Origin of the sequence: Maribacter sp. MJ134, from assembly GCF_003970695.1 — a bacterium.
In the GTDB taxonomy this organism is placed as follows: Bacteria; Bacteroidota; Bacteroidia; order Flavobacteriales; family Flavobacteriaceae; genus Maribacter.
The window spans coordinates 3,950,570-3,963,836 of the sequence record NZ_CP034570.1 but is presented as its reverse complement, the minus strand read 5'-3'; the positions used below and the strand labels follow the sequence as shown (position 1 = coordinate 3,963,836).

At 43.9% G+C, this 13,267-nt stretch carries 5 protein-coding genes, 2 tRNA genes, 3 rRNA genes and 1 pseudogene; 2 read left to right on the top strand and 9 right to left on the bottom strand.

The genetic code is table 11. From position 1 onward, the window contains the following. Positions 1 to 8 precede the first annotated feature (8 nt). On the top strand, positions 9 to 1,475 hold the full coding sequence (locus tag EJ994_RS17125; RefSeq protein WP_126593588.1) for a glutamate synthase subunit beta: 1,467 nt from the start codon (positions 9 to 11) through the stop codon (positions 1,473 to 1,475). On the opposite strand, the pseudogene EJ994_RS17795 reads toward EJ994_RS17125, so the two are convergent. Both EJ994_RS17795 and EJ994_RS17675 read right to left on the bottom strand, forming a co-directional pair. Continuing rightward, positions 1,472 to 2,878 (bottom strand): annotated as a pseudogene (locus EJ994_RS17795) (sulfatase). The gene EJ994_RS17125 and the pseudogene EJ994_RS17795 overlap by 4 nt on opposite strands. Next, the gene (locus EJ994_RS17675; protein ID WP_241240816.1) at positions 2,879 to 3,055 is read right to left on the bottom strand and encodes a hypothetical protein; all 177 of its coding nucleotides are present in this window, start codon (positions 3,053 to 3,055) and stop codon (positions 2,879 to 2,881) included. A 108-nt stretch (positions 3,056 to 3,163) separates the two neighbouring features. On the opposite strand from EJ994_RS17675, the gene EJ994_RS17115 reads away from it, so the two are divergent. Continuing rightward, positions 3,164 to 3,706 (top strand): hypothetical protein, encoded by a 543-nt coding sequence (locus EJ994_RS17115; protein WP_126593587.1) that lies wholly within the window; start codon positions 3,164 to 3,166, stop codon positions 3,704 to 3,706. A 168-nt stretch (positions 3,707 to 3,874) separates the two neighbouring features. Here the strand turns inward: EJ994_RS17115 and rrf are convergent. The 7 genes from rrf to EJ994_RS17080 all read right to left on the bottom strand — a co-directional run bounded on the left by rrf (position 3,875) and on the right by EJ994_RS17080 (position 13,264). Next, a 5S ribosomal RNA gene (gene rrf, locus EJ994_RS17110) occupies positions 3,875 to 3,986 on the bottom strand. A 229-nt stretch (positions 3,987 to 4,215) separates the two neighbouring features. Continuing rightward, positions 4,216 to 7,041, bottom strand: a 23S ribosomal RNA gene (locus EJ994_RS17105). A gap of 240 nt (positions 7,042 to 7,281) precedes the next feature. Next, a tRNA-Ala gene (locus EJ994_RS17100) sits at positions 7,282 to 7,355 on the bottom strand. Between the two features lie 133 nt (positions 7,356 to 7,488). Further along, positions 7,489 to 7,562: transfer RNA gene (locus tag EJ994_RS17095), tRNA-Ile, on the bottom strand. Positions 7,563 to 7,730: 168 nt separating this feature from the next. Continuing rightward, positions 7,731 to 9,259, bottom strand: a 16S ribosomal RNA gene (locus EJ994_RS17090). Together the 16S, 23S and 5S rRNA genes with 2 tRNA genes alongside form the textbook arrangement of a ribosomal RNA operon. A 487-nt stretch (positions 9,260 to 9,746) precedes the next feature. Beyond that, the gene (locus EJ994_RS17085; RefSeq protein WP_126593586.1) at positions 9,747 to 11,729 is read right to left on the bottom strand and encodes a putative porin; all 1,983 of its coding nucleotides are present in this window, start codon (positions 11,727 to 11,729) and stop codon (positions 9,747 to 9,749) included. A gap of 116 nt (positions 11,730 to 11,845) precedes the next feature. Continuing rightward, positions 11,846 to 13,264, bottom strand: coding sequence for a hypothetical protein (locus EJ994_RS17080; protein ID WP_126593585.1), 1,419 nt, complete (start codon positions 13,262 to 13,264; stop codon positions 11,846 to 11,848). Positions 13,265 to 13,267 lie beyond the last annotated feature (3 nt).

The following is a 13,267-nucleotide window of genomic DNA, read 5'->3' as shown; positions in this document are numbered from 1 at the left end:
AAAAGGAGATGGGAAAGATAACAGGATTTTTGGAATTCGATAGAAAAGTAGAAGCTTACAAACCAGTAGAGGAGCGCATAAAAAACTACAAGGAATTTACCGTACCCTTAAAAGAAAAAGAACTAAAAGATCAAGGGGCTAGATGTATGGATTGCGGAATTCCTTTTTGTCATAGTGGCTGTCCTTTAGGAAATTTAATTCCTGATTTTAATGACGCCGTATATCGAGGAAAATGGGAAAAAGCCAGTGAAATTCTACACTCCACCAACAATTTTCCTGAGTTTACGGGTCGTTTATGTCCGGCGCCATGCGAAGAAGCCTGCGTTCTGGGAATAAACGAAGACCCTGTTTCCATAGAAAATATTGAAAAAAACATTGTCGAGACCGCCTTTAAAAAGGGATGGATTACGGCCAAACCACCACTAACAAGAACAGGTAAAAAAATAGCGGTAGTTGGCTCGGGACCAGCAGGGCTCGCCGCTGCACAACAACTTAACAGAGCTGGGCATACCGTAACCGTTTTTGAACGTGATCAAAAAGCAGGAGGACTTTTAAGATATGGAATACCTGATTTTAAAATGGAAAAACAGGTTATAGACCGTCGATTAAAAGTTCTAGAAGAAGAAGGCATCGTATTTAATTGCGGGATTCATGTTGGTATTGATATAAAGGCGGATGAGCTTAAAAATGATTTTGACGCTTTAGTCCTCTCTGGCGGAGCCACGGTAAGAAGAAAACTTCCTATAGAAGGGGCCGACCTAAAAGGTGTTGTACAGGCTATGGATTTCTTAGGCCAAAACAATAAGAGAGTAGACGGCATTAAGGATTTGGGCAATGAGATTAAGGCTACGGACAAAGATGTAATTGTCATTGGCGGTGGCGATACCGGATCCGATTGTATTGGAACATCCTTTAGGCATGGTGCCACTTCTGTCTCGAATTTTGAAATTATGCCAATGGCTACAACGGATAGACCAGAAGACCAACCTTGGCCATTTTGGCCCATGCGCCTTAGAACAAGCTCTTCTCACAAGGAAGGGGCCGAACGTTTCTTTAGTACTTCTACGAAGCGGTTCGTAGGCGATAGCGAAGGAAATTTAACAGGATTAGTAACGTCAGAGGTAGAGTGGATAAAAAAGCCTGGACAGCGACCAGAATTAAAGGAGGTGGAAGGAACCGAAAAAGAATGGAAATGTGAACTGGCTTTATTGGCATTAGGTTTCACCGGTTCGGAAAAAACGGTGGCAGAACAGTTGGGATTAGAATTAGATGCAAGAACCAATGTTAAAGCATCGGAATCTGACTACCGAACAAACGTGCCAGGTATTTTTGTGGCGGGTGACCAAAGGAGAGGACAGTCTTTAATCGTTTGGGCAATTTCAGAAGGTAGACAAGCAGCCCATCATGTAGACGCCTTTCTAATGGGTGAGTCTAAACTTCCGCTAAAAGGTGAAGGAGATTTACCAAGGATTTAATCTTTGGTCACTTTGCTTCCCCACCAGTTATCATCGGGTTCATAGTCTTCTGAGAGCATCAATTGCCTTTCCCTTTCAAGAGTTGGTAATTTTTCATTTATTAGCGTTTGTAATCTTGCTTGATATTTTTGCCAATCAAATAAGGTATCTTTCTTAGGATAACGAGCACCTATGGCGCTAAGCCAGTTTAATAATTTATCTGTCTTTTCTCTAGTTATGTCCGGATGTAAGGGCGCCACATTATGTTGCTCTCTGGGGTCCTCTAGGAGGTTGTACAATTCACAAACATCGTTCTCCCAATAATATATCAATTTCCAATGGCCTTCAAGAATTATGGATGAAGGGTCTCCCCCCTGATTGCCATAGTGAGGATAATGCCAATACAAAGGCCTTTTTACTTCAATTTTTTGCCCTTCTAATAGTGGTTTCAGGCTAATGCCATCTGTATGTTGTCTAGGCAAAAGATCAACACCTACCAAATCCAAAAGAGTAGGGTAGAAATCAGCTCCCGTAACAGATACATCTATCTTTTGTATAGTATTATCAAGCCATGGAACTTTAATAACTAGAGGTTCTCTTATTCCACCTTCCCATTGATAACCCTTGCCTCCTCTCAGGGGCGCATTCGAAGTCGAAAAAGCATCACCTGATGCCACACCTCCATTGTCCGAAGTAAAAACGACAATGGTATTTTCTTCAAGGTTGTTATCTCTTAATGACTGCAACACAATTCCTACCGCTTCGTCCATACGCTCCACCAAACCTGCATAAACGGGATTATCCTGTAATCGCCTAATGGGAAGTACCCTCTCCATTTCGAAACCACTTTTAGCTATTCCCAGTTTCGCTGCTTTATTCCTATACTTACTCCATCTTGTCTCATCTGTTTGAATAGGACCATGAACCGCGTAGAAAGATAAAAAAGCTAGAAAGGGAGTATCCTTTTTTGCGCTTATGAAACTTGCTGTTTCACGAGCTAGTCTTATGGAAAGATTTTCTCCATTCTCCTGGTTTTCCAATTTAGGATTGTTCCAAGGTGAAAAGTACCCTCCTATTGGACTTCCCTTGGACCATCCTCCCTTATTAATATCAAATCCATGGTCCTTTGGATAAGAACCTTCTTCACCTAAGTGCCACTTTACAGCGAAAAAAGTTTTATATCCAGCCAGCTATAGAGCTTCTGCTAGCGTTGTATCCCTTGATGGCAACTGACGTACATACTCGGCCGGCAGTAACTTATCATGGCGCTGTAGTGTACGCCAATCCGAACCGGACTTGGCTCCAATCCAATCCGTTATCCCATGTCTAGCTGTAAATTTCCCTGTCATAATACTTGATCTGGAAGGACTGCAAACTCTGCTCGTTGCATACCCCTGTGTGAATATAACACCTTCCTTCGCCAGTTAATCAATATTTGGAGTTTCATAAAAAGAGCTTCCCGTATAACCCAAGTCCATATATCCCAAATCGTCTACGAGTATAAAAACAATATTCGGATTTGTTTCTACTCTTGTTTTCTTAGCTTCACACCCCATCAAAAGAATGGTGTTAAGTAATAACCAAACCAATCTTGTATTCATAAATACTGGAATTTCAACTAAAAATACTAAAACTAACTTCAATATGGCCTATACGGATAAATCGGTACGGTTATTGACCCGAATATGTTGGAATTTAAAGCTAATGATATGAAGAAAAGTATACTTGGTATGTTGGTCATAGTAATCCTTCAATCCTGCATTCCTATACGTATAGCCCCAAAAATAAAAGACTACCAGCTAACTAAAGGCAAAAGGTTTAAAAGAAGCCTACCAAAGCGACAAATGTTTGTATTTGAAGACCCTAAAGATGTTAATGAATTCTATAATTATGTCAATACCAAATTTAACCTAGACTACATAGATGTATATGACGATATACCATTCTCCATAGCCAACAACCAATACTTTTTCTCATTTTATGAAGTTGATATCCCAAACAAAACCATTAATCTAATACCTTTAGCAGTTGATGCTATTTTACAAAATGCAGAAATAAATCCCGTTATGGATGGGCTTTACGAGACAAGACAAGGTAATTGGTATATAGCAATAGAGGTGTATAGTGATACGGAAAATGATTGTTTAGAACCTGAATCGGTCTCGCGACCGGTCGTATCGGAATTCCTTAGAAATCTCAAAAACGAGTATTTGGCCTCTTCCAATTACAATGAGGTCATATTCAAGAATTAAGACAAAAGAGTTATCGCTATTTTTCATACTGAAAACGTTAAGCTTTAACACTTGTGAATTAAGAGCACTTCTACCTTACAGATTCTTTCATTTATGGATGAAGAACCATAAATCAACAAATTTTCCCATAAAAAAACCCCCTTCACTTATAGTGAAGGGGGTTTCGAAGTAAGGCGGCTACCTACTCTCCCACTTGGTATAGCAGTACCATCGGCGCAAACGGTCTTAACTTCCCTGTTCGGAATGGTAAGGGGTGTGCCCCGTCGCCATGGCCACCTAAAACTGTAGCCCCCCTCGTTCCCCCCGAAGGGGGGATGCAAAAAAGGGCAATGTTTTTAAAGCACTTCCGTAAAATGTTCCCCTTTGGGGAACCCGGAGGGGCTTTGACATAATAAAGGAACAGGTACCCAAAAAGAAAGTAACGTCGTATCCGTTACGTAGAAGCGAGACGGTCGTACAAGTAATGACGAAAAAGGAGTTGCACCCCCGTCCGGGGACGGGGGATGCGTGTGCGCAAGCCTGACGGGCAATTAGTACTACTCGGCTACGGACGTTACCGCCCTTCCACCTATAGCCTATCGACGTGGTCATCTCCCACGGCCCTTTAAAGAAATCTCATCTTGTGGCCGGTTTCGCGCTTATATGCTTTCAGCGCTTATCCGATCCCGACATAGCTACCCAGCAATGCCCCTGGCGGGACAACTGGTGCACCAGCGGTCGGTCCGACCCGGTCCTCTCGTACTAGGGTCAGATCCACTCAAATTTCTAACGCCCGCAGTAGATAGAGACCGAACTGTCTCACGACGTTCTGAACCCAGCTCGCGTGCCACTTTAATGGGCGAACAGCCCAACCCTTGGGACCTTCTCCAGCCCCAGGATGTGACGAGCCGACATCGAGGTGCCAAACCCCCCCGTCGATATGAGCTCTTGGGGGAGATCAGCCTGTTATCCCCGGCGTACCTTTTATCCTTTGAGCGATGGCCCTTCCATGCGGAACCACCGGATCACTATGCTCTTGTTTCCAACCTGGTCGACCTGTATGTCTCTCAGTCAAGCGCCCTTGTGCCATTGCACTCTACACACGATTGCCAACCGTATTGAGGGCACCTTTAGAAGCCTCCGTTACTCTTTTGGAGGCGACCACCCCAGTCAAACTACCCACCACGCACTGTTCTCTCCTTGGAGAGTTAGGCTTCAGACAAGCAAAGGCTGGTATTTCAACAATGACTCCACCACACCTGGCGATGCGGCTTCAAAGTCTCCCAGCTATCCTACACATTGCTTGACCGAAGTCAATACGAAGCTATAGTAAAGGTGCACGGGGTCTTTTCGTCCCACTGCGGGTAACCGGCATCTTCACCGATACTACAATTTCACCGAGCTCATGGCCGAGACAGTGTCCAGATCGTTGCACCATTCGTGCAGGTCGGAACTTACCCGACAAGGAATTTCGCTACCTTAGGACCGTTATAGTTACGGCCGCCGTTTACTGGGGCTTCAATTCAATGCGTCGCCGAAGCTAACATCTCCTCTTAACCTTCCAGCACCGGGCAGGTGTCAGGCCCTATACGTCATCTCTCGATTTTGCAGAGCCCTGTGTTTTTGATAAACAGTCGCCTGGACCTCTTCACTGCGGCCCCCCATACAGGGGGCGACCCTTCTCCCGAAGTTACGGGTCTATTTTGCCTAGTTCCTTAGCCATGAATCTCTCGAGCGCCTTAGAATACTCATCCCAACCACCTGTGTCGGTTTACGGTACGGGCTGCTTCACTCGCTTTTCTTGGAAGTCGATCCGCTGGATTATCACCTTGACCGTAGTCTCGGTGTACTATCGGGGCGTTACCGCTCCCTTCAACGTACAATTCCGTCTGTACGCACCAACTTCTCGCCTCCGTCACTTTTAGCGTGAGCAGGTACGGGAATATTAACCCGTTGTCCATCCACTACCCCTTTCGGGTTCGCGTTAGGTCCCGACTGACCCCCAGCTGATTAGCATAGCTGGGGAAACCTTGGTCTTTCGGCGTGCGGGTTTCTCGCCCGCATTATCGTTACTTATGCCTACATTTTCGTTTGTAGCTCCTCCAGCATCCCTCGCAGGTACACCTTCAACGGCACTACAATGCTCCCCTACCCCTCTATAAATAGAAGTCACGGCTTCGGTGATATACTTATGCCCGATCATTATCCATGCGGAACCGCTCGACCAGTGAGCTGTTACGCACTCTTTAAATGAATGGCTGCTTCCAAGCCAACATCCTGGCTGTCAATGCAGTTCCACCGCGTTATATCAACTTAGTATATACTTTGGGACCTTAGCCGGTGATCCGGGTTCTTTCCCTCTCGGACATGGACCTTAGCACCCATGCCCTCACTGCGCAGAAACATTTCATAGTATTCGGAGTTTGTCAGGAATTGGTAGGCGGTGAAGCCCCCGCATCCAATCAGTAGCTCTACCTCTATGAAACTATCTACACGCTGCACCTAAATGCATTTCGGGGAGTACGAGCTATTTCCGAGCTTGATTGGCCTTTCACCCCTACCCACAGGTCATCCCAAGACTTTTCAACGTCAACGGGTTCGGTCCTCCACTATGTGTTACCACAGCTTCAACCTGCCCATGGGTAGATCGCACGGTTTCGCGTCTACTACTACTGACTATGGCGCCCTATTAAGACTCGCTTTCGCTACGGCTCCGTTCCTGAAGAACTTAACCTTGCCAGTAAAAGTAACTCGTAGGCTCATTATGCAAAAGGCACGCCGTCACCCCGAAGGGCTCCGACCGCTTGTAAGCGTATGGTTTCAGGATCTATTTCACTCCGTTATTCACGGTTCTTTTCACCTTTCCCTCACGGTACTGGTTCACTATCGGTCTCTCAGGAGTATTTAGTCTTGGCGGATGGTCCCGCCGGATTCATACAGGGTTTCACGTGCCCCGCACTACTCAGGATACCACTATCTGAAAGTTCCTTACCTATACCGGGCTATCACCGTCTATGGCCAAGCTTTCCAACTTGTTCTAGTTCGTCACTCATCGAATGTCGTGGTCCTACAACCCCGTTATTGCCGAAACAACAACGGTTTGGACTAATCCGATTTCGCTCGCCGCTACTATCGGAATCACTTTTGTTTTCTCCTCCTCCGGGTACTTAGATGTTTCAGTTCCCCGGGTTTGCTTGCTTTCGCATGACATATCTTCAATATGCCGGGTTGCCCCATTCGGATATCTACGGATCATATCGTGTGTGCCGATCCCCGCAGCTTTTCGCAGCTTATCACGTCCTTCTTCGCCTCTGAGAGCCTAGGCATTCCCCATACGCCCTTTTCCAGCTTGTCGCCAAACCTTCTTGTTTGCTTACTTATTATGTATTCGTACTCTTTTCTGTAATCGCACACCATAAGGCGTACGATCAAGATTCGTGTTTCTTTCTTTTTAGGTATATACGACACTAATGTCGTATATCCTGTTCCAATATGTCAATGAACGTTCATGCCGGACTTGATCCGGCATCTCCTCGGCAAGGTACCGACCTTGGTCGGTGCTATCCCTCGGAGTTTCCCGCATGCGCGGGAATTCGTGGAGAATATCGGAGTCGAACCGATGACCTCCTGCGTGCAAGGCAGGCGCTCTAGCCAGCTGAGCTAATCCCCCAATTACTAGTAGTTAGCAATCAGTAGTTAGTAGTTAGTACAACTACCACTCAACTTCTAGAATTTCCTGTTCAGTATTTCAGTCTCAATGAACGTTGCCCGGTTCTCCCTTAAAAAACCCTTGGGCCCATTAGTAGTCCCAGGCAGACTCGAACTGCCGACCTCTACATTATCAGTGTAGCGCTCTAACCAGCTGAGCTATGGGACTGTCCCTACACTACAGCTCCCTAGGAAGCGTGTAACGTATTTACTTATATATCGTAATTGTGGAGCTGTTGTAGATAGTGATGGTCAAAATCGAATTATAAATCGAAAAAACGGGACCGGGAACTTCTTCCGAAAAGGTCAGGGACCGTCCTTAAAGGACAATCTCTAGAAAGGAGGTGTTCCAGCCGCACCTTCCGGTACGGCTACCTTGTTACGACTTAGCCCTAGTTACCGATCTTGCCCTAGGCCGCTCCTTACGGTGACGGACTTCAGGCACTCCCGGCTTCCATGGCTTGACGGGCGGTGTGTACAAGGCCCGGGAACGTATTCACCGGATCATGGCTGATATCCGATTACTAGCGATTCCAGCTTCACGGGGTCGAGTTGCAGACCCCGATCCGAACTGTGACAGGTTTTGTAGATTCGCTCCGCCTTGCGACGTGGCTGCTCTCTGTACCTGCCATTGTAGCACGTGTGTGGCCCAGGACGTAAGGGCCGTGATGATTTGACGTCATCCCCACCTTCCTCACGGTTTGCACCGGCAGTCCCGTTAGAGTCCCCATCATGACATGCTGGCAACTAACGGTAGGGGTTGCGCTCGTTATAGGACTTAACCTGACACCTCACGGCACGAGCTGACGACAACCATGCAGCACCTTGCAAATTGCCCGAAGGAAAAGGTATCTCTACCCCTGTCAATATGCATTTAAGCCCTGGTAAGGTTCCTCGCGTATCATCGAATTAAACCACATGCTCCACCGCTTGTGCGGGCCCCCGTCAATTCCTTTGAGTTTCATTCTTGCGAACGTACTCCCCAGGTGGGATACTTATCACTTTCGCTTGGCCGCCCAGCACTCAAGGTGCCGGACAGCTAGTATCCATCGTTTACGGCGTGGACTACCAGGGTATCTAATCCTGTTCGCTCCCCACGCTTTCGTCCATCAGCGTCAGTATATGGTTAGTCAGCTGCCTTCGCAATCGGTGTTCTATGTAATATCTATGCATTTCACCGCTACACTACATATTCCGCCAACTTCACCATAACTCAAGACGACCAGTATCAAAGGCAATTCTACAGTTGAGCTGCAGACTTTCACCACTGACTTAATCGCCCGCCTACGGACCCTTTAAACCCAATAATTCCGGATAACGCTCGGACCCTCCGTATTACCGCGGCTGCTGGCACGGAGTTAGCCGGTCCTTATTCTTACGGTACCGTCAACAAGCTACACGTAGCCCTTTTTCTTCCCGTATAAAAGCAGTTTACTACCCATAGGGCATTCTTCCTGCACGCGGCATGGCTGGATCAGAGTCTCCTCCATTGTCCAATATTCCTCACTGCTGCCTCCCGTAGGAGTCTGGTCCGTGTCTCAGTACCAGTGTGGGGGATCCCCCTCTCAGGGCCCCTACCCATCGTAGCCATGGTAAGCCGTTACCTTACCATCTAGCTAATGGGACGCATGGCCATCTTCCACCGGCCGAAGCCTTTAACCCTTTCACGATGCCGTGAAAAGGTACAATGGGGCATTAATCTTCGTTTCCAAAGGCTATTCCCCTGTAGAAGGTAGGTTCCATACGCGGTGCGCACCCGTGCGCCGGTCGTCAGCGGAGTGCAAGCACTCCCTGTTACCCCTCGACTTGCATGTGTTAGGCCTGCCGCTAGCGTTCATCCTGAGCCAGGATCAAACTCTTCATCGTTGTTCTGTATATATTCGTCCCAACCATTCCAACGTCCGTCCACGGCCCCGATTCTCTCGATTTAATTCTATTCTTCCCGAAACCCTAAGGCCTCGGGAAATCACTTGATTCTTTTTCTCTACCTAAAAACCGAAACGGTGACCCCGAAAGGCACCACTCAGCTCTTATTCTCTCCACAATATTTCAATGAACTCCTGTAATCCCCTAACGACCTCAAAACATCACTGCCTCCGCGTCAGTGCCTCAAGTATCTCTCAAAGCGGGTGCAAATATACGCACCCTTTTTGATTCTACAACACATAAATCAAAAAAAAAGTAAAATAATTTAAATAAAAATATAATGGTTTGATTTTGTGGTGATTATGCACTAAAAAATTGCAGAATTTTAGTCATGAAAAGTTAAATATCTGTAAATCAATCTTGTAATTAAAAGCCCTAAATTCAAAGAAAAAGTCAAATCACTAAATCACAGTGTTTTAAATTGTGCCTACGAAAAGAAATTCCAAACTAAACCGAAGCGAATTACAAAATCACGGTAGGGATAATTTGGTGCGGCATAAAAGTTGTAGCCACTAAAAGAAGAATTGAAATGTTCTGCTTTTAAAAATATCCTTGTCTGTTTGATCCTAGCGTTTATAAAGAAATCCAATAAAGGAAAACCACCCAACTCTTCCGTATTCTGAACATGAAACTCTCCCAATAAGGGGTTGTATGCATCCATATTGTAAGACGTAAAGTATTTAAATGTAATACCTGTCTGCAAAAACATAGCTTTTTTAAAAACATCTGAAGAAAAGTACACCGTATTCCGTGTAGTCAACTGTGGGACATTGAGGACATTTTCATCTTGACCAACCAATTGGTACATGACAGTGTTGTTCAATGCAAATTTACCTAGGCGCAATTCTTTAGCATATTTTACTTTGAGATATGAGATACTCTCACTGTTCTGCACCGGTTTAATGTTGGCATTTTCCGTCCCCTCCTCTATATCCGCCAAAGGATTCAGCCCAAAATACGTATAGTTATCTATATTAGTATATTTTGCCGATAGACTACCCAACCACTTAGTGTCTAATGTAAATTGAAAACTATTTATCCGTTCTTTATCAAATCTAGTGGTGTTTTGCCAATTGTAATTAAGGTATTCACTTTGATACAGCAAGAAATTAAAATCTGGCATTCTAGATGAAGAATGAATGGAAAACTTCGCTTTGTAATCATCATTGATATTATATTGAACTGTGCCGTCGAAAATACTTCCACTTAATTCTCCCGACAGATTATATTTAAAAGAGCCGTCTATCTTAAAACGTCTAATTTGCTTCTCATAATCCCCTCCCAAGGCAATTTCATTTCCTGCGAGCTGGTTTTGTATGGTCTCTCCAGATTCCGTAATTAAGACACTATCAAAGAAGTAATCATAATTGTATAGATTAAGACTTGCCTTTAAATTACCTAGCGTACTATTATAAAATGACGCGCTGAATTGATTATAAAATGTCTTTAACGAGGCCTTATCGTTAATCGATGAAAGAATGGCTTCCCCAAAGTAATCATTATTTGAAGTCTGAAGGTATTGATAGTATTTAGTTTCGTAGTTAAAAACATGACCAATAGATAACGATGTTTTTTCTACGAAACTTGAATCCTTACGTTTTCTAACCAATTTATATTGATGGTCCAAATAATATCGTTTCCCCAGAATTTTATTATCCGCATCACTAAACCTAACATCAACTTTAGGCCTATCTATGAAATCAGGATCGCCGGATTCAAATTGCAACTCTTTTTCCGTAAGACCTCCATTTTCCTGGGATAAAATATCCTGGGCCGCAATGTGCGCCCTTAGATTATACCTGCCGTTCTTTGAGACATAATTCGCCGTAGTTTTAAAATTACCGGACTGTATCTGGTCAGAATTATATTTCCCGAGAGACCTATGCCCTTTATATCCAACGGAAAAATTTAGCCGTGGAGAAGTATTAAAGGTAAGCATAGCGTCCAATAACTGCCCCTCTTCCAGAGTGGTCTTAAACAGAAGGTCCGTCATTGGAGTGGCCACATTATAATAGTCGATATCCTGTATTTCAAAATAATTATAATGTTTGGCCTTCGCCCCTAGATTAGGATAGAAATCGTTTCTCTCAAAATCTACACCTAACTTATTGTATGTCTGCCCAATGTTAGAAAACGACATTAGTTCAAAATCATCTCTGCGCAGATAATTGTACTTGTATTCTTTATATACGGTAAGCGTTGTATCTAAAAAGGTAGTGTCCCTAGCAAATGAGATAATTTTGTAATCTTTTATAGTAACCTCTAAGCCCTCGTTCTTTTTCTTAGGTTTAAGGGAATCCGGTTTTTGTAAACGCGTCAAAGAATCAGAAACCTTTTTTGCGGGATCACCTTCTTGTGCAACTAGCACCTGAACCATCAAAAGAAAAATAACTACCAGGAAATATTTCATGCAAACTTATTACGAGAACAAAGTTAATTTTTTTGTTCCTAACATAATGTGAAAGTTTTAGGAATAAAAAAGTCCTCACATATGTAAGGACTTTTTTATTTCTGCATAGATTCTAATTATTCAAAAGGAACTACTTCGTTAGATGATTTATTTGCTACTAAGATATCGTTTAAGTCTATGGCAGTCGTGGCCGTACCGGCCTCAGCATCATAAGTAATGGCATCTAAATCTGCAACTACAGCCGAAATAAATGAAGGTATAACACCGACTGTCCCGGGGTCACCTTCGTTCACGTTAGGATTTAATAAAATTTCATTTTCATCAATAACCAATTTAACGCCCATGTCAACTAAACGCAGACCTTCGGCGATAAATACCTCTTGTCTGGTTCTGTACAAAAGTGATAGACCAGCATCATCATCATTCATTGCAGCGATATCTGCAGCTGTCAATGAAGTTCCGGAAACTGATGGAATATCTACATCACCTGACTGTCTATCTAGAACAAGACCGGTTCTTCCGTTTACCACTACATCGGCATTATCCGGTCGAGAACCTTCGGCTACTTGTGAACGTTGTTCAATTGAATCGTCGATAGTCCTTACTTCACGTGTTGCAATCAAATCTAACAAAGCCGTTAAGTTTGTTCTAGCAGCATTTATATCGTTATCTGACAAAGCTGCTTCAGCCAAAATTAAATACGCCTCTTCTGCTTTCATATAATGTACAGGCGCATCTTCATTAGGGTCAAGAAAAGAGTATTTAGGATCTAAAAAGTCTAATGTTGGAAGTGGTTGCAAGTCATCAAAAGTAGCTCTCTCGTACAATGCGTCTTCAAAAGTATTACTCGGTCCGTTTGATTCATCAAACTTAACTGTTCTATCAAAATCAGTACTCAATGCTAGAGCTGCATTTGCGGCGCTTACAGCCTCACTTTTATTACCCAAGTAATAATTCGCTCTTGCTTTCGCTAAATGATACTCTGGCTTAGCATTGATACCTATTGCTACATCAAAAGCGGTTATGGCGTTTTGGTAGTGCTCAGCGGAAGTAATTGGCACCCCAACAGGCTCCTGAGGTAAAGTAGAAAAGTACATCGCAGAAATTAAATAAGAAATCCCTTCGAAATAATTGAATTCCGCTTCAGTCTCAGCATCATAATTTGGATCACCAGGTCCAACTGTTTCTTTACCGAAAAGAGCTAACTCTCTTAATCTTTGAATATCTCTCTGGGTATCTCTCATATCCGGGTCAGTAATCTGCATATCTAAACCATCTAAAAACTGGTTAAAGAATGTTTGCGTATTTACATAATTATCAGCACCTAGTTCCGCTAGAATTAACGTTTCTTGAAATACCAAAGCCAATTGCCTTTCTACACCAGATAACCAGATAGAGGCCGAATTTGGTTGCCCTACAACAGAAGCTTCAGAAAGATTAGGGTTCTGGACTTCTTTGAAATTTGTCACATCACCAAAATCGCCCGTACATCCAAAGGCTATCATGGCTAAAGAAAATATTATTAATTTTTTCATTTT